The organism is Amycolatopsis sp. NPDC043889, assembly GCF_056435645.1.
The window spans coordinates 26,719-46,700 of sequence record NZ_JBWKEC010000025.1; the positions used below are offsets into that span (position 1 = coordinate 26,719).

General features: G+C 73.1%; 2 protein-coding genes. Both read left to right on the plus strand.

What is annotated here, in order from left to right:
• The first annotated feature begins 31 nt into the window (after positions 1–31).
• Positions 32–11,053 (plus strand): SDR family NAD(P)-dependent oxidoreductase, encoded by an 11,022-nt coding sequence (locus tag AC0685_RS32610; RefSeq protein ID WP_478229013.1) that lies wholly within the window; start codon positions 32–34, stop codon positions 11,051–11,053.
• A 186-nt stretch (positions 11,054–11,239) separates the two neighbouring features.
• Entirely contained in the window at positions 11,240–19,978 is an 8,739-nt protein-coding gene (locus tag AC0685_RS32615; RefSeq protein ID WP_478229014.1) for a type I polyketide synthase, read from the plus strand.
• Positions 19,979–19,982: the final 4 nt, after the last annotated feature.

The window sequence follows — 19,982 nt, forward strand, 5'->3', positions numbered from 1 at the left end:
CCGGCCCGCCGCCGCGAGGAGGACCACCGTCATGACGACCGACGAGCGGACGCTCGACTACCTCAAGCGACTGACCGCCGAACTGCGCGAGACGCGGCGCCGGCTGCGAGAGGCCGAGGAAAGCGGTTCGGAACCGCTGGCCGTGATCGGCATGGCCTGCCGCTTCCCGGGCGGGGTCACCTCGCCGGAAGGACTGTGGGACCTCGTCGACGGCGGCGGGGACGGGATGACGGGATTCCCGGCGAACCGGGGCTGGGACACCGACGGGCTCTATCACCCGGACCCGGAACACCGGGGCACCAGCTACAGCGACCAGGGCGGATTCCTGCACGACGCCGGGGAATTCGACGCGGGCTTCTTCGGGATCTCGCCGCGGGAAGCGCTCGCGATGGACCCGCAGCAGCGGTTGCTGCTGGAGGTCACCTGGGAGACCTTCGAACGGGCCGGGCTGGACACGGCGGCGCTGAAGGGCAGCGCCACCGGGGTGTTCGCCGGCGCCATGCGCACCGAGTACGTCTCCGGATTCGACGGCGAATCCGAAGAGGTCGAAGGGTTTCTCGGCACCGGCTCGTCCAACAGTGTGCTGTCGGGCCGGCTGTCGTACACCCTCGGGCTGGAGGGCCCGGCGGTCACGATCGACACGGCGTGCTCGTCTTCGCTGGTGGCGGTCCACCTCGCGGCGCACGCGCTGCGGTCGGAGGAGTGCTCGCTCGCGCTGGCGGGCGGCGTCACGGTGATGGCCACGCCGGAGACGTTCGTCGAGTTCTCACGCCAGCGCGGGATGGCGCCGGACGGGCGCTGCAAGGCGTTCGCCGCCGGCGCGGACGGCACCGGCTGGGGCGAGGGCGCGGGCATGCTCCTGCTGGAGCGGCTGTCCGACGCGCGCCGCAACGGGCATCGGATCCTCGCCGTCCTCAGGGGAACGGCGGTCAACCAGGACGGCGCGTCCAACGGCCTGACCGCGCCCAACGGGCCGGCCCAGCAACGCGTCATCCGTGCCGCGCTGAAGAACGCCAAGCTGACCGCCGCCGACGTCGACGCCGTGGAGGCGCACGGCACCGGCACCACCCTCGGCGACCCGATCGAGGCGCAGGCACTGCTGGCCACCTATGGCCGTGAGCGGGAAACCCCACTGTGGCTCGGTTCGGTCAAGTCGAACATCGGGCACACGCAGGCCGCCGCCGGGGTCGCCGGGATCATCAAGATGGTCGAGGCCATGCGGCACGGCGTGCTGCCCCGCACCCTCCACGTCGACGAGCCTTCCCCGCACGTCGACTGGACGGCCGGAGCCGTCGAACTGCTCACCGAACCCCGGCCATGGGAGACCGGCGACCGCCCGCGCCGCGCCGGGGTGTCGTCCTTCGGCATGAGCGGCACCAACGCGCACGTCATCCTGGAGCAGGCCCCTTCGGCTGAGGACGCCGAGCCGGAGCGGACTCCGCCCGCCGTCCAGACGTGGCCCCTTTCGGCGCGCGGCCCCGCCGCGCTGAAAGCCGCCGCCGCACAACTTCTGTCTACAGTGGACACCTTCGATCCGCTCGATCTCGGCTGGTCGCTGGCCACCACGCGCACCGCGCTGGAGTCGCGCGCCGCGATCGTCGGCAGCACCCGGCAAGACCTCGCGGCGGGGCTGACCGCGCTCGCCGAGGGCGAGCCCGCACCCGGCGTCGTCACCGGCGAGCCGCTGCTCGGGCGCACCGCGTTCCTGTTCTCCGGCATGGGTTCCCAGCGTTGCGGCATGGGCCGCGAGCTGTACGACACCTTCCCCGCCTACCGCGCCGCCTTCGACGAGACGTGCGCCGCCCTCGACCCGCACCTCGACCGCCCGCTGGCAGGCGTCGTCTTCGGCGACGACCAGAAGCTGCTCGACCGGATGACCTTCGCGCAGCCCGCGATGTTCGCCGTGCAGGTCGCGCTCTTCCGGCTGCTGGAGTCGTGGGGCGTGCACCCGGACTACGTCGTCGGCCATTCCGCCGGTGAGCTGGCCGCGGCCCATGTCGCCGGGGTCTGGGACCTGGCCGGTGCCGCGCGGATGATCACCGCGCGCGGACGCCTGATGGAGGCCCAGCCGCCGGGCGGCGCGATGATCGGCGTCCAGGCCACCGAGGAGGAGGTCGCCGCCGAACTGACCGACGGTCTCGCCATCGGCGCGCTCAACGCCCCCGACTCGGTCGTCGTCTCCGGGGAGGAAGCCGCCGCCGAGGCCCTCGCCGCGAAATTCGCCGAACGCGGCCGGAAGATCAAGCGGCTCAACATCTCTCACGCGTCGCACTCGGCGCGGATGGACGGCATGCTCGCCGAATTCGGCGCCATCGCCGCGGAGATCCCGCACGGGACGCCGTCGATCCCGGTGGTGTCCAACGTGACCGGCCGTCTCGCCGGTCCCGGCGAGGTCACCGTGCCCGGCTACTGGCCGCGGCATGTCCGGCAGCCGGTGCGGTTCGCCGACGGCGTCGGATTCCTGCGCGGCGAAGGGGTTTCCCGGTTCGTCGAGATCGGCCCGGACGCGGTGCTGGCGGGGATGGCCGCTCGGACGTTGCCGCCCGAAGGCACCCTCGTCGTCCCGGTGCTGCGCAAGGACCGCGCCGAAGCCCAGACGGCGATGACCGTGCTCGCCGAACTGCACGTCCGCGGCGCCCGCGTCGACTGGACCGCGTGCTACGAGGGCACCGGGGCCCGCACGGTCGATCTGCCCACGTACCCGTTCCAGCGCGAGAACTACTGGCTGCGCGGCGGCCGCGGCGCGGGCGACCCGGGCGGGCTCGGCCTGGCCGACGCCGCTCACCCGCTGCTCGGCGCGGCCGTTCCGCTCGCCGACGGCGCCGGGGTCGTGCTGACCGGCCGGATCTCGCCGTCCACCCATCCCTGGCTTTCCGATCACGCGGTCGCGGGCACCGTCATCGTGCCGGGTACGGCCCTGGTCGAGCTCGCGCTACGAGCCGGGGACGAAGCCGGCTGCGCGCACCTGGAAGAACTCACCCTGCGCGAGCCGATGGTCCTGGCGGGTCCGCTGGACGTCCAGGTCGTCCTGGCCGGGCCGGACGAAAGCGGCCGTCGCGCCGTCGCCGTGTACTCGCGCGCCGGGGAAGGCGCTTGGACGTTGCACGGTTCGGGAACCCTGGCGCCGCAGGCTCCGGCCGCCGGTTTCGACCTCGCCGAGTGGCCGCCCCGTGACGCCGTCTCGATCGACGTCGCCGACGTCTACCCGGTGTTCGCCGCCGCCGGACTGGAATACGGCCCGGCCTTCCAGGGACTCAAGGCCGCTTGGCGGCTGGACGAGGAGATCTTCGCCGAGACCGCGCTGCCGGAAGACACCGCGAAGGCCGACGTCGAGCGCTTCGGTCTCCACCCCGCGCTCCTGGACGCCGGTCTGCACACGATCGGTCTGCTGGCCGGGGAACCGGGCGGCGCCAAGCTGCCGTTCCACTGGCAGGACGTCACCCTGCACGCCACCGGCGCGTCCGCGCTGCGGCTGAAGCTCACGCCGGGACCGTCCGGCGCCGTCACCCTGCGCGCCGCCGACGGAACGGGAACACCGGTCGTCACCATCGGCTCCCTGACTCTGCGCGAACTCGCCCCCGTCACCTCGGCGGCCCCCGGTCTCGACTCGCTGTTCCGCCTCGACTGGACGCCACTGCCCACCCCCGCCGAACCGGCGCCGGTCGAGTGGGCCTATCACGGGCGGGTCGGCGGCGGCGCCGTTCCGCCGGTGGTCGTGCTCCCGGTGTTCACCGACCCGGCGGGTGCCCGCATCGCCACCCGTGAGGTCCTCGCCGTCCTGCAGCAGTTCTCCGCCGAAGATCGCTTCGCCGACGCGAAACTCGTCCTCATCACCTGCGCCGCCATCGGCCCTGGCCGGGTCGATCCGGCCGCCGCCGCGGTCTGGGGCCTCGGCCGCTCGGCGCAGAGCGAACTCCCCGGCCGGGTCGTCCTCGTCGACACCGAGACCGGCGATCTGACCGAAACCGAACTCACCGCCGCGCTGGCGACCGGCGAACCCCAGCTGACCTTGCGCGACGGTGTGTTCGCCGCGCTTCGGCTCGGCTCGGTCCCCGGCGCCGACGAGCTCAGCCCGCCCGCCGAACCCGCCTGGCGCCTCGGCATGGCGGCTCGCGGAACGCTGGAGGAACTGCGGCTCGAACCCTGCCCTCAGGCCCTCGAACCCCTGAAACCCGGGCATATCCGGGTCGCCGTCGCCGCCGCGGGTCTCAACTTCCGCGACGCGCTCAACGTCCTCGGCATGTTCGAAGGCGAGCCCGGGCCGCTCGGCAACGAGATCGCCGGTGTGGTCACCGAGGTCGGGTCCGAAGTGGACGATCTGGTGCCCGGCGACCGCGTGATGGGTGTCGCGATCGGCGGCATCGGCTCCATCACCACCGCGCAGCGCTCGATGTGCGCTCGCATTCCCGAGAACTGGACGGACGAGGAAGCCGCGTCCGTGCCGCTGGTGTTCCTCACCGCCTACTTCGGTCTCAAGGAACTCGCCGGACTGAAGGCGGGGGAGTCCGTCCTGGTCCACGCGGGCGCCGGTGGCGTCGGTATGGCGGCGATCCAGATCGCCCGCCATCTCGGCGCCGAGGTCTACAGCACCGCCAGCCCGGCTAAGCAGCACGTGCTGCGCGAAGCCGGGCTGGACGACGGCCACATCGCGAACTCCCGCACCCTCGACTTCGAACAGCACTTCCTCGCCACCAGCGAAGGCCGCGGGGTCGACGTCGTCCTCGACGCGCTCACCGGTGACTTCGTCGACGCCTCCCTTCGGCTGCTGCCGCGTGGCGGCCGGTTCCTGGAGATGGGCAAGGCCGGACTGCGTGACCCCGGCGAGGTCGCCGCGCGGCACCCCGGTGTGCACTACCGGCCCTACGACCTCATCGAAGCCGGCCCCGGGCAGTTCTCCCGCATGTGGGCCGAAGTGCTGGAGTTGTTCGCGAGTGGTGTGCTGAAGCCGTTGCCGTGTCACGTTTGGGACGTCCGCCGGGCGCCGGAGGCGTTCCGGCTGCTCAGTCAGGCCAAGCACATCGGCAAGGTCGTGCTGACCATCCCTCGCGGGCCGGAGCCCGGCGGCACTGTCCTGATCACCGGCGGCACCGGCGGTCTCGGCGCCCTGCTCGCCAAACATCTGATCGCCGAGTACGGCGTCCGGCATCTGCTCCTGACCAGCCGCCGCGGCCCGGACGCCCCAGGCGCGGCTGAGCTGTCCGAAGAGCTGACCGCGCTGGGCGCGACCGTCACCATCGCCGCGTGCGACAGCGCGGACCGCGAAGCCGTCGCCGCGCTGCTCGCTTCGATCCCGGCGGAGCACCCGCTGACCGCCGTCGTCCACGCGGCCGGTGTCCTCGACGACGCCCCGATCGACGCGCTGAATCCCGAACGCCTCGACCGCGTCCTCGCCCCGAAGGCCGACGCGGCCTGGCATCTGCACGAGCTGACCGCGGATCTGCCGCTGCGCTGGTTCGTCCAGTTCTCCTCCGCCGCCGGTGTGCTCGGCAACCCCGGCCAGGGCAACTACGCCGCCGCCAACGCCTTCCTCGACGGCCTCGCCACCCGCCGTCGCGCCGAAGGCCTGGCCGCGCAGTCCGTCGCGTGGGGCCTGTGGTCCGGCGGGATGAAAGGCGAACTCGGCGACGCGGGCGAAGAACGTATGCGCCGCAGCGGTTTCCCGCCAATCGATCCCGAAGAGGGCTTGGCGATGTTCGACCGCGCGGTCGGCCTCGACCACGCCGTCCTGCTCGGCCTCAAGTTCGACCGCGCGACCGTCCGCGGCAGCGACGCCCCGATCTCCCCGCTGATCCGCGCGCTCGTCGGCGGTTCCGGCCGTGCCAAGGCGAAGACCGCCACCGCCGAGCAGGCGGGCGAACTGCGGCGCAAGCTCGCCGGGCTGTCCGCGCCGGACCGGGACGAACTCCTGCTGGACCTGGTGCGCCGTGAGGTCGCGCTGGTCCTCGGGCACGCCGACGCGGCCGGGATCGCCGCGACCCGCGCGTTCAACGAAATCGGCTTCGACTCGCTCACCGCGGTCGAACTGCGCAACCGTCTCGGCGCCGCCACCGGTCTCCGGCTGCCCGCGACGCTCGTCTTCGACCACCCGACGCCCGACGCGCTGAAGATCTTCCTGCGTGGCGAACTCGTCGGGGACGAGACGCCGGCCCGGGTCGTGGTCACCCCCGCCACGACCGGGGCCGGTATCCACGACGATCCGGTCGTCATCGTCGGCATGGGCTGCCGGTACCCGGGCGAGGTCACCTCACCCGCCGAGCTCTGGCAGCTGGTCGCCGAGGGCCGCGACGGTGTCGGGGACTTCCCGGCCGACCGCGACTGGCCGCTGGACTCGCTGTTCCATCCGGACCCCGATCACCGCGGCACCACCTACGCGTCCGAGGGCGCCTTTCTGTACAACGCGGGCGATTTCGACGCCGAGTTCTTCGGGATCTCACCGCGGGAAGCGCTGGCGATGGATCCGCAGCAGCGCCAGGTACTCGAGACCGCGTGGGAGGCGCTGGAGGGGGCGGGCATCGATCCGGCTTCCCTGCGCGGCACCAGCACCGGTGTCTTCGCGGGTGCCCTGTCCAACGACTACATCTCGCGGCTGAGCGCGATTCCCGAGCAGGTCGAGGGTTTCCTGGGCACCGCTTCCTTCAGCAGTGTCGTCTCCGGACGCGTCGCCTACTCGCTGGGTCTGGAAGGCCCGGCCGTCTCCGTCGACACCGCTTGCTCGTCTTCGCTGGTCGCCGTGCACCTGGCCGCGCAGTCGCTGCGGTCGGGGGAGTGCACGCTGGCACTGGCGGGCGGCGTCAACGTGATGGCCTCGCCCGACATGTTCGTCGAGTTCTCGCGGCAGCGCGGGCTGGCGCCCGACGGCCGCTGCAAGCCGTTCGCCGGGGCCGCCGACGGCACCAACTGGGCCGAAGGCGTCGGGATCCTGGTACTGGAACGCCTTTCCGACGCCCGCCGCAACGGGCACCGCGTCCTCGCGGTCGTCAAGGGTTCCGCGGTCAACCAGGATGGCGCGTCCAACGGGCTCACCGCCCCCAACGGACCTTCGCAGCAGCGCGTGATCCGGTCGGCGCTGGCGAACGCCGGGGTCGAGGCGTCCACTGTGGACGTCGTCGAGGCGCACGGCACGGGCACTCCGCTTGGCGACCCGATCGAAGCGCAGGCGCTGCTCGCGACCTACGGCCAGGACCGCGAGCGGCCGCTGTTGCTCGGTTCGGTCAAGTCCAACATCGGCCACACGCAGGCCGCCGCCGGGGTCGCCGGGATCATCAAGATGGTCGAGGCGATGAACCACGGGATCGTCCCGGCGAGCCTGCACGTGGACGAGCCGACGCCGCACGTCGATTGGACGGCCGGGGACATCGCGCTGCTCACCGAGCGGACGCCGTGGCCGGAGACCGGCGGCCCGCGTCGCGCCGGGGTGTCGTCGTTCGGCATCAGCGGCACCAACGCCCACGTCGTCCTCGAACAGGCCCCGGCCGAACCCGAGCCCGAGTCTTCGGGAACGCTGCCCGTTCTGCCGTTGGTGCTTTCCGGACGTACTCCGGCGGCATTGGCGGCGCAGGCTTTCCGATTGTCCACAGTGGACGCCACTGTTGATGTCGGCTACTCGCTCGCCACCACTCGCACCCAGCACCAGTACCGCGCGGTCGTCGTCGGCGAGGCCGGCGCGGGGTTGAGGGCGCTGGCTTCGGGCGGATCCGCTCAGGGCGTCGTCACCGGTGAACCCGCGTCCGGCCGCCTGGCCTTCCTGTTCACCGGTCAAGGCTCGCAGCGACTGGGCATGGGGCAGGGACTCTACGAAGCCTTCCCCGCCTTCGCCGAGGCTTACGACGAGATCGCGGCGTTGCTCCCGCTCGACGGTGATCTGAGCCGGACCGGGACCGCCCAGCCCGCGATCTTCGCCCTGGAGGTCGCGCTCCACCGGCTCTTCGAGTCGTGGGGCGTGCGCCCGGCTTTCGTCGCCGGGCACTCGATCGGCGAGATCGCCGCCGCCCACGTCGCGGGCGTGTTCTCGCTGGAAGACGCGGCGAAGCTGATCGAAGCGCGAGGCAGGCTGATGGAAGCGCTGCCCGAAGGCGGCGCGATGGTCGCCGTGCAGGCCACCGAGGCCGAGGTCGCCGAGTTCGGCGTGGCCGTCGCGGCGGTCAACGGCCCGGACGCCGTCGTGCTCTCGGGCGCGGAGGGGCCGGTGCTGGCGGCCGCGTCGGCGCTGGAGGCCCGCGGCCGCAAGGTGAAGCGGCTCGACGTCTCCCACGCGTTCCACTCGCCGCTCATGGACCCGATGCTCGACGACTTCGCGGAAGTCGCGCGGAGCCTGATCTATACCGAGCCGTCGATCCCGGTCGTCTCGGCGGTCACCGGCGCCGTCGCCACCGAGCTGACCGACCCCGCGTACTGGGTGCGGCATGTGCGGGAGCCGGTCCGGTTCGCCGACGCGCTGAACACGCTCGTGGCCGAGAACGTGACCACCTACCTCGAAATCGGTCCGGCGGCGGTGCTTTCCGCACTGGCCGCGGGATCCGGCGAGGCGACCCCCGCCCTGCGCGACGACAAGGACGAGCCGGCGACGGCGGTCACCGCGCTGGCCAGTCTGCACGTCCGGGGGATCGACGTCGACTGGGCTACGTTCTTCGCCCCCGCGAAACCGCGGGTCGTCGACCTGCCGACCTACGCCTTCCAGCACGAGCGGTACTGGCTGCGCGAACCCGCCGTGGCGCGCATCGCCGGCGGCCTGCGCCACCCGGTGCTGGCGAACGCCGTGACGTCGGCGGACGACGGCTCGGTCCTGTGCACCGGCTTCCTCCCCGCCGACGCCTCGGACACCCTGCTGGTCGAACTGGCGATCCGCGCCGGTGACGAGGCCGGCGCGGGCACGCTGGCGGAGTTCGCGGTCGAGGCACCGCTGACCGGGGACCGCGAGGTCCAGGTCGCCGTCGGTACCGAGAGCGACGGCCGCCGCCCGGTCTCGATCCACACCCGCGCCGGGCAAGGCTGGCAGCGGCACGGAACCGGATTCCTGGTCACCACACCGGCTCCGGCCCCGTCGGACCCGGCCGGACCGCCGACCGAGCTGACCCTGCCGGACGACGGCGCGCAGCTGTACGGCCTGCACCCGAGCCTGCTCGACCCGGTCCTGGCCGGACACGGCTGGCCGATCGCCTGGCGGAACGTGACCCTGCACGCCACCGGCGCCACGACCGTCCGGGCGCACCTGAGCCCGGCGGGGGAGCTGGCGGTGTTCGACCTCGCGGGAGCCCCGGTGCTGTCCGCCGAGGTGACCTTCGGGGAGCGCCCGGCCGTGGTGACCGCACCGAGCGAGTCGCTGCACCGGATCGTCTGGTCGCCCGTACCGGCGGGCGACGGCGAAGTGTCCTGGGTCCGCCGCGAAGACGTCGGCGCCGAGCTGCCCGACGCGGTGGTCCTGGAACTCGCCGAACCGGCGGGTGATGTGGCCGACGCGGCACGGTCGGCCACGGCGACCGTGCTCGCCGCGCTCCAGGACCCGGCGTACACCGGAACCCGGCTGGTCGTCCTGACCGCCGGTGCCGTCGCATTGTCCGAAGAGGACGGTGCGGATCCGGCGGCCGCCGCGGTCTGGGGTCTGGTGCGCGCGGCACAGTCGGAGAACCCCGGCCGGTTCGTCCTCGTCGACGGCGACGGTGACACCACGCTCCTCGGCAAGGCGCTTGCCACCGGCGAAGACCAACTGTTGGTGCGAGAAGGCAAGTTGTACGCGCCGAAGCTCTCGCTGGTGCATGCTCACACCACCGAGACTCCGGTGTTGGCCGGGGGAGCGGTGCTCGTCACCGGCGGCACCGGTGGGCTCGGTGCCCAGCTCGCGCGGCACCTGGTGCGGGCGCACGGCGTCACGGAACTGGTGCTCACCAGCCGCCGCGGTCCCGACGCCCCGGGCGCGACCGAGTTGTCCGGCGAGTTGACGGCTCTCGGCGCGGAGGTCCGCGTCGAAGCGTGCGACGTCGCCGACCGCGCCGCCGTCGAACGCCTCCTGGCCGGGATCCCCCGGCTGAACGGGGTCGTGCACGCGGCGGGCGTCCTCGACGACGGTCTCGTCGGCGCGCTCACCCCGGATCGGCTCGCCGGCGTATTCGGTCCCAAGGCCGCCGCCGCTTGGCACCTGCACGAGCTGACCAAGGGCCACGAACTCGCGGCGTTCGTCCTGTTCTCCTCGGCCGCCGGGGTCTTCGGGAACGCGGGGCAGGGCAACTACGCCGCCGCCAACGCCTTCCTCGACGGTCTCGCCGTGCACCGCCGGGCGCTCGGCCTGCCCGCCCGCTCGCTGGCCTGGGGCCGCTGGGCGGACGGCATGGGCGGCGCCCTCGGCACTCAGGCCGGGCAACGCTTGAGCCGCAACGGTTTCCCCGCGTTGGGCACAGAGGAAGGGCTGGCGTTGTTCGACGCCGCACTGGCCGCGGACGTGGTCGCCTCGGTCCCGGTGAAGCTCGACAAGGCCGGTCTCGCCGACGCCGCCGCGGCCGGGCAGCTTCCGCCGGTCCTGCGCGATCTGGTGCCCGCGGTCCGGCGTACCGCCGCGGCTGCCGACGCCGGCGCCCTGCGGGTCAAGCTCGCCGGGCTGGCCGAAGCGGAGCAGGAACGCGCGTTGCTCGACCTGGTGCGCGGGCAGGCCGCGGCCGTGCTCGGGCACGCCGGGGCGGCCGCGATCGCCCCCGGCCGCGGCTTCCTCGACCTCGGGTTCGACTCGCTCACCGCCGTCGAGTTCCGGACCGCGCTGGCCGCCGCGACCGGCCTCACCCTGCCCACGACGGTCGTCTTCGACTACCCGGCGCCGGACGCGCTGGCGAAGTACCTCCAGACCGAACTCGCCCCCGAGACCGGCGCGGCCGCCGCGGTGACCGAACAGATCACCCGGCTCGAAGCCCTGCTCGACGGCGCCGACCCCGGCGACGCGGAGATCGACGGGCGGCTGAAGCGGCTGCTGTCTGCGTGGGCGGCGAAGAAGCCCGCCCACGCAGACCTCGACGCCGCTTCACCGGACGACCTCCTCGCGCTGATCGACGACGAATTCGGCCCGCGCTGAGCCCACCATCCATTCAGGAGCCAGCCGGCGGAGCTGACACATCACTCGGAAAGGTGACCAGACGCGTGAACCCGCGACCTCGATCGACGTCGGCAGGGCGCTGTCCGGTCGTCCGTGGCACGAGCGAGGGAAAGGCGCCCTGCCGCCGCGATAGCGAGTTCACTACAGACATTGAGGAGCCGTGACATGCCTTCGGAAGAGCAGTACGTCGACTACCTCAAGCGGATGGCGGCCGACCTGCGGGAGAGCCGCCGCGAGCTGGCGGACGCGCGGGAGAAGGAGACCGAGCCCATCGCGATCGTCGCGATGAGCTGCCGGTTCCCCGGCGGTGTCCGCACCCCGGAACAGTTGTGGGAGCTGGTCGACGGCGGTGGTGACGCGATCTCGCCGTTCCCGGCCGACCGCGGTTGGGACACCGACGCGATCCACGATCCCGACCCGTCCATGCCAGGCACCAGTTACGTCCGTGAGGGCGGATTCCTGCACGACGCCGCGGAATTCGACAACGAGCTGTTCGGCATCTCGCCGCGGGAGGCCGAGGCGACCGACCCGCAGCAGCGTCTGCTGCTGGAGACGGCGTGGGAAGCCGTCGAGCGGGCCGGGATCGACCCGCTTTCGCTCAAGGGCAGCGCCACCGGGGTGTTCGCCGGGGTCGGGTTCACCGACTACGCGTCACGGCTGACCGCGTTACCCGAAGAGCACGAGGGCTACCTCGGCATCGGCACTTCCGGCAGCGTCGTGTCGGGCCGCGTCTCCTACGCGCTCGGCCTCGAAGGGCCGTCGGTGTCGATCGACACGGCATGCTCGTCGTCGCTGGTCGCGGTCCACCTCGCGGCCCGCGCGCTGCGGTCGGGGGAGTGCACGCTGGCGCTGGCCGGCGGTGTCACGGTGATGGCGACGCCGGGTGCGTTCGTCGAGTTCTCGCGGCAGCGGGGGCTCGCACCGGACGGCCGCTGCAAGCCGTTCGCGGCCGCCGCCGACGGCACCAACTGGGCCGAGGGCGCCGGGATGCTGGTGCTGGAGCGGCTGTCCGACGCGCGCCGCAACGGCCATCCGGTCCTCGCGCTCGTCCGCGGCAGCGCGGTCAACTCCGACGGCGCCTCCAGCGGCCTGACCGCTCCGAACGGGCCGTCGCAGCAACGCGTGATCCGCGCCGCGCTCGCGAACGCCGGAATCGAAGCGTCCACTGTGGACGTCGTGGAGGCACACGGCACCGGGACCGCGCTGGGTGACCCGATCGAGGCACAGGCGCTGCTGGCCACCTACGGCAAGGACCGCGAAACCCCGCTGTGGCTGGGCTCGGTGAAGTCCAACATCGGCCACACCCAGGCCGCCGCCGGTCTCGCCGGCATCGTCAAACTGGTCGAGGCGATGCGCCACGCCAAGCTGCCCGCCACCCTGCACGTCGACGCGCCGTCCCCGCACGTCGACTGGTCCGCCGGTGCCGTGGAACTGCTCGACACGGCCCGGCCGTGGACCGCGACGGACCGGCCGCGCCGCGCGGGCGTGTCGTCGTTCGGCATCAGCGGCACCAACGCGCACGTCATCCTGGAGCAGCCGGCCGAAGACGCCGCCGAGGAGCGCGAGATCGTGGCGCCGCCGGTGGTTCCGTACGTGCTGTCCGGCGCCTCGCCCGCCGCCGTCCGTGCGCAGGCCGCCGCCCTGTTGTCCACTGTGGACGAATCCGGCGCCGAACCGGTCGACGTCGCGTTCTCGCTGGCCACCACCCGCGCCACCATGGAGCACCGCGCCGTCGTCACCGGTGCCGACCGCGCCGAGCTGGCTGCCGGTCTCCGCGCCCTCGCGGGCGGCGAAGCGGGCACGGTCACCGGCAGCGACACCGCGGGACGGCTGGCCGTGCTGTTCACCGGCCAGGGTTCACAGCGGCTCGGCATGGGCCGCCGTCTCCACGAGTGTTTCCCGGTGTTCGCCGAGGCCTTCGACGAGGCCTGCGCACACCTGCCCGGAGTCCGTGACGTCGTTTTCGGCACCGACGCGGCGCGCCTGGACCGCACCGAATTCGCCCAGCCCGCCCTGTTCGCGTTCGAGGTCGCCCTCTTCCGGCTCGTCGCGTCCTGGGGTGTCACGCCCGACTTCCTCGCCGGGCACTCGGTCGGGGAGATCGCGGCCGCCCATGTCGCCGGCGTGTTCTCGCTGGAGGACGCGGCTCGCCTGGTCGCTGCTCGCGGCCGGTTGATGCAGGCATTGCCCGAGGGCGGCGCGATGATCGCGCTGGAGGCGACCGAGGACGAGGTCCGACCGTACCTGTCGGCCGACGTCGCCCTCGCGGCGGTCAACGGCCCGCGCGCGGTCGTCCTGTCCGGCGCCGAGGCGGCGACCACCGCCGTCGCGGAACGCTTCCCCGGCCGCCGCACGACGCGGCTTTCGGTGTCCCACGCCTTCCACTCGGCGCTGATGGAGCCGATGCTCGCCGACTTCGCCGCCGTCGCACGGACCCTGACCTTCCGCGAACCCACGATCCCGGTCGTCTCGACACTGACCGGCGACCTCGCCGACCGGCTCACGGACCCGGCGTACTGGGCCGAGCACGTCCGCGGGACCGTCCGATTCGCCGACGCGGTGGAAACCCTGCACGGCGAAGGCGTCACGACCTTTCTCGAACTCGGCCCGGACGCCGCGCTCACCCCGATGGGCCGGTCGGTCCGCCCTGAAGGCGTTGTGTTCGCCACGGCCCAGCGCAAGGACCGCGACCAGGCCGCCACGCTCGTCACCGCGCTGGGCCTGATCCACGCCAACGGCGCCCGTGTCGACTGGGCCGCCTACCTCGGCGGCAGTGGCGCGCGGGTCGTCACCCTGCCGACCTATCCGTTCCAGCGCAAGCGTTTCTGGCTGGAGAACCCGGGCACGCTGCTCACCGCCGCTGAGGACGGCCGGTTCTGGTCGGTCGTCGAATCGGGCGACGTCGGCGAGTTCGCCGCCGAGCTGAAGCTGTCCGACATCGAGGCGCCGCTCGGCACGGTCCTGCCCGCGTTGTCGCGTTACCGCCGCGCCCGGTCGCTGTCGGCCGAAGCGGCTTCGCTGGCCTACCACGTTCGCTGGCAGCCCTTCACCCCCGCGACGACCACGGCCACGGCCACCGGCCGCTGGCTGCTCGTCACCTCCGCCCAGGAACATCCGTGGATCGAGACCGCCGCCGAAGCCCTGTCCGATGCCGAGGTGCGGCGGCTCGTCGTCGAGCAGCCCGATCGCGTGGACCTGCCGGACGAGACCTTCGACGGCATCCTGTCCCTGCTGGCCCTCGACGAGACCGAGACAGACGGGCTGTCGTTCGGCGCCGAGGCCACGATGACCCTGGTGCGGGAGCTGACCGCCCGCGACCCGCAAGGTCCACTGTGGACGCTCACCCGGGGCGCGGTCTCGACCGGCGCCCACGACGCGCCGGATTCGCCCGCCCAGGCCCAGCTGTGGGGCTTCGGCCGCGCGGCCGCGCTGGAGAACCCGCAGGCGTGGGGCGGCCTCGTCGACGTCCCGGCCGAGGCGGGGGAGCGGACCGTCGCCTTGCTGCGCGGCGTCCTCACCGGCCCTCGCGGCGAGGACCAGGTCGCCGTCCGGGCCGCTGGCGCCTTCGGCAGGCGGCTCGCTCACGCCGAGCCCGCCGAGCCCCAGCGGTCCTGGCAGCCGCGCGGCACCGTGCTCGTCACGGGCGGAACCGGCGGACTCGGCGGCATCGTCGCCCGCTGGCTGGTCGACCACGGCGCCGAACACGTCGTTCTCGTTTCCCGCCAGGGAGAAGACGCTCCCGGCGCGGCGGAACTGGCCGGGGATCGCGTCACCATCGCCGCGTGTGACGTCGCCGACCGCGACGCCCTCGCAGCCGTCGTCGAGCCGATCCGCGACGATCTCCGCGCGGTCTTCCACCTCGCCGGCGTGCTCGAACTCGGCCTCATCGAGTCGATGGACCGCACGCGCTACGCCGACGTCCTCCGCCCGAAGGTCGCCGGAACACGCAACCTCGAAGAGCTGACCGAGGGACTCGACCTAGACGCCTTCGTCCTGTTCTCCTCGATCGCCGCCTCCATCGGCAACGCGGTCCAAAGTGCCTACGGGGCGGCGAACGCGCATCTCGAAGCGGTCGCGCAGCGCCGCCGGGCGCACGGGCTCCCCGCGACGTCGATCGCGTGGGGCCGCTGGGGCGAGGTCGGCATGGGTGTCGGCGCGGACCTCGACGAACTGCTCAGTGGTCTCGGCGTCCCGGCCATGGCCCCGGAGACCGGCCTGGTCGCGCTCGGGCAGGCACTGGACCGGGACGAGACCGCGCTGACCGTCGCCGAACTGACCTGGGAGAAGTTCGCCCCGCCGTTCGCCGCGCTGCGGCCGAGCCCGCTGCTGGCCGACCTGCCCGAGGTCGTCGCCATCGCCGAGGCCGAAGCCGCGCGCGCCGAGGAAGGCGCCGAAGCCGCCGACGCGTGGCGAGCCCGGCTCGCCGGACTGCCCGAGGCCGAACGCGAACGCGTGCTCACCGAACTGGTCCTGACCCACACGGCCGCCGTCCTCGGGCACACCGACGGTGTCCCGGCCGGGCAGCAGTTCACGAAACTGGGCATCGATTCGCTTACCGCCATCGAGTTGCGCGGCCGGATCAACTCCGAGACCGGGCTGGCGCTCCCGCCGACGATGGTGTTCGACCACGCCACCCCGGCCGCGCTCGCCGCGCATCTGCTGGCCGCGCTCACCCCCGTGGCCCAGGAGTCGCGGACCGTGGTCACCGGGCCGGCCGCCGCGGGCCAGGACGTCGCCGTCGTCGGTCTGTCCTGCCGCTTCGCCGGTGGCAGCGACACCCCGGAGAAGTTCTGGGAGAACCTCGTCCAGGGCAAGGATCTGGTCCGCGAGGTGCCGCCGGATCGCTGGAATGCCGCCGACTACTACGACCCCGACCGCACCGCGCCGGGCAAGGCGTACACGCAGCAGGGTGCGTTCGTCGACGACATCGCGGGCTGGGACGCGGCGTTCTTCGGCCTCTCACCGCAGGAAGCGCGGCGGCTCGACCCGACCTTCCGCCTGCTCATGGAACTGGTGTGGGAAGGCATCGAAGACGCCGGGCTCACCGCCGACGAACTGCGCGGCAGCCGCACCGGCGTGTTCGCCGGGCTGATCGACACCATGCAGTACAGCATGCGGCAGCTCGAAGCCGACGGCATGGACGCGGCCGACGACCCCTACTTCGGGCTCGGCAGCTCGCTTTCCGCCGCCGCCGGCCGCATCGCGCATCTGCTCGACCTTCGCGGGCCTTGTCTGACCGTCGACACCGCCTGCTCGTCGGCGCTGAGCGCGGCGCACCTGGCCGTGCAGAGCCTCCGCCGCGGCGAATGCGACATCGCGATCGTCGGCGCGGCCTCGGCGATGATCAACCCGGACGTGTTCATCCAGTCCTGCAAGATGAGCATGCTGGCCGCCGACGGCCGCACCAAGACCTTCGACGAGAGCGCCGACGGCTACGTCATCGGTGAGGGCGGCGGCGTCGTGGTGCTCCGCCGGGCGGGCGAGGTCGGCCCGGGCAGGCGGACCCGCGCGGTCATCCGCGGCACCGCGACCAACCAGGACGGCCGCAGCAACGGGCTCACCGCGCCCAACCGCGCGGCGCAGAACGCGGTCATCCGCGCGGCGCTCGCCGACGCCGGGGTCACCCCCGACGAGGTCGGCTACGTCGAGGCACACGGCTCCGGCACACAACTCGGCGACGCGATCGAGTTCACCGCCCTCGGTGAGATCTTCGGCGAGCGGAACGCGCCCGAACCGCTCTACGTCGGCGCCGTCAAGACGAACGTCGGCCACACGCTCGCCGCGGCGGGGATGGCCGGGCTGATCAAGACCGTGCTGTCGCTGGAACACGGCACCCTGCCGGGCAACCTGCACCTGAGCACGCCGAACTCGGTGGTCACCGTGGACGGCACGGTCCGCCCGGTTCCCGAGGCGCGTCCCTTCCCGGCCAACGCCGACGGGGTGCTGCGCGCGGGCGTCAGCTCGTTCGGCTGGTCCGGCTCCAATGTCCACTTCGTCCTCGATCAGGCGGCGCCCGCTCCGATGCCCGCGCCGGGCCCGGAATGGCAACTGCTCACGGTGTCCGGGCAGAGCGAAGCCGGGCTGTGCGCGAACGCCGAGGCTCTGGCCGACCACCTGACCGAAGACCTCGAACTCGCCGACGTCGCCTTCACGACTCAGGCCGGGCGTAGCGCACTGCCGGTCCGCAAGGCGGTGCTGGTGCGCGACCACGCCGACGCCGTCACGGCACTGCGCGCGGTCACCGGCGGCACGGCCGTCACCGACAAGCGGCGCTTCGGTCTCCTGCTGCCCGGCACCCGCCGCGCCTGGCAGGGCACGACCGACGAGCTGTACCGCACGGAACTCGCGTTCCGCGCCGCGATCGACGAATGCGCCGCCCTGCTGGACGGCCGGGCCGACCTCCTCGGCGCGCTCTACGGCACGGCCGAGGCCGACGAACGAGCCGTGGTCTTCGCCGTCGAGTACGCCTTCTGCCGGCTGCTGACCGCATGGGGCCTCGAACCGGCCGTGGTGCTCGGACGCGGGACCGGCGAATGCGTCGCCGCCGTCGCGGGCGGGTTGTTCGGGCTCGCCGAAGGCCTCGAACTCGCGCTCGGCGGGCCGGTCCCACGAGTGGGAACGCCCACGGCGCCGGTGATCTCGCCCCGCACCGGCACGGTGCTCACCGCCGCCGAGGCCGCGGACCCGGCCCACTGGCGGATCGCGGACGACCGCTTCGAAGACGGCCTGCTGGCACTGGCGAAATACGCCGGAGTCCTCGTCGAGGCGGGTCTCGGCGACGACGGCGCCGAGGCGGCCGGACGCTATCTGCCGCAGACGCCGGTGGTCTCGCTGCTGCCGGAGCCGGTGGCCGGTGCCGGACGGCGTGCCTGGCTGACCGCGCTCGGCGCGCTGTGGGAGCACGGCGTCGAGATCGGCTGGGCGGACGGTGCGGGACCGGACCGCCGGTTCGTTTCGCTGCCCGGCTACCGCTTCCAGCGCACCCGCTACTGGCCGGAGGTCGCCTCGCGCGGCTCGGGTTGGTCGCTCAACCAGATGTCCGCCGCCGAGCCGGAGACGCCCGTTCGCGCCGGTCTGGCCGCGCACACTCCGACGTGGCACCGGGACACCACTCGCCGAGTCCCCGCGACGCCGGGGGACCTGGTCCTGTTCGCCGAGCCGGGTGCCTTCGCCGACGACTTCGCGGCCGCCGCGGAAGCCGCCGGGCACCGCGTCACGGTCGCCTCCGAGATGGACCGCCAGGTGCTCGCCGGGGACGGCCCGCTGCGGATCGTGCACGCCTACGGCCTCACCACGAGCGATCTCGAGTCCGGCTTCTACAGTCTCCTGGAGCTCGGCAAGGCGATCGGTGCCGAATGTGCGGGCCGCCGCGTCGACCTGCTCGCCCTGGGCCGCAACGGGTTCGACGTCCTCGGCGGCGACGCCACCGACGCCTTCGCCCCGACCATCGCCGCCACGGCCGACGCGATCGCCGCCGAGTACCCGCTGGTCCACGCGCAGTACGCGGACTTCGACCGCGCCGGGGGCAAGGTCGCCCAGGCCCTCCACGAGCTCGACCTCCTGGCTGCGTCCACTGTGGACACTGTCGACGGAGTCGCGGTCGCCGCCTGGCGCGGCGGGCGCCGCTGGCTGCGCGGCTTCGACGTCGTCGAGCTGCCCGAGGTCGACGACTCGCTGGCCTGGAAGCCCGGTGGGACCTACCTGATCACCGGCGGGCTCGGTGTCCTCGGCCTCGCGCTGGCGCGGCGGCTCGCGCCGCTGGGCGTGAACCTCGCGCTGGCCGGCCGGTCCGACCTGCCGCCGGAGGAGACCTGGGACGACTGGATCTCCGACCACGGCGTCGACGACCGCACGAGCGAAGTGCTGCTGGCGGTCCGGGATCTGCGCGCCCTCGGCGCCGACGTCCTGACCCTGCGCGCCGACGTCAGCGCCCCCGGCGAGGCCGCGGCGTTGCTGGCGGAGGTCCGCGGCTACTTCGGGTACCTCGACGGTGTGGTGCACGCGGCCGGGATCGCCGGTGGTGGCCTGCTGCAGAACAAGACGCGTGAGCAGGCGGCCGCGGTGCTGGCGCCGAAGGTCGACGGCACCCTCGCCCTGACCGAGGCGCTGCGCGTCGAACCGGTCGACCTGCTGGTCCTGTACTCCTCGACGGTGACGCTCACCGTCGGCGTCGGGGAGATCGACTACTCCGCCGCCAACGCCTTCCTCGACGGGGTCGCCTCGGCCTCGGCAGGAGGACGTGGTCCGGCCAAGCAGGTCGTGTCGGTCGCGTGGGGGCCCTGGCAGCTGGACGCCTGGACGGCGTCCGGGCTCTCGGGTTCCGCCGAAGCGCAGGAGGGCTCCCGCAAGTTCCGCGAGGAGTTCGGCATCGGCGCCGAAGAAGGCACCGAACTGCTCTCGCGGATCATCGTCTCCGGCGAGCCGCTGGTGACCGTGCTGCCGCTCCCGCTGGCCGACGTGCTGGCGGCGCTCGCCCGTATGGGTTCGGTCGACGCGCTGGTCGGCGCCGACGCCGCGATCCCCACCGGCGAGCGGTATCCGCGGCCCGATCTGCGCACCGCGTACGTCGCCCCGCGCACCCCGGCCGAAGAGCGGGTCGCCGCCGCCTGGTGCGACTGCCTCGGCCTGGAACAGGTCGGCGTGCACGACCCCTTCTTCGACCTCGGTGGTACTTCGCTGATCGGCCTGGTGCTGATCGGCCGCGTCGCCAAGGAGTTCGGCGTCGAACTGGCCCCGGCGAGCCTGTTCGAGAAACCGACCATCGCCGAGTTCGTCACGCTCCTCGGCGAACCCGGCGCGCCGCAGGTGGCCGCCGAGCCCACCGAAGACGTCTCCGCCCGCGGTGAGCGCCGCCGCGCCCGCACCGCGAAGCTCCGCAAGCGCCCGAGCCGGACCGGAAGGTGAACCA

What these genes read in the sequence shown, in the direction of transcription:
- AC0685_RS32610 (WP_478229013.1), top strand. Translation starts at nt 32, where the DNA reads ATGACGACCGACGAGCGGACGCTCGACTACCTCAAGCGACTGACCGCC.
- AC0685_RS32615 (WP_478229014.1), top strand. Translation starts at nt 11,240, where the DNA reads ATGCCTTCGGAAGAGCAGTACGTCGACTACCTCAAGCGGATGGCGGCC.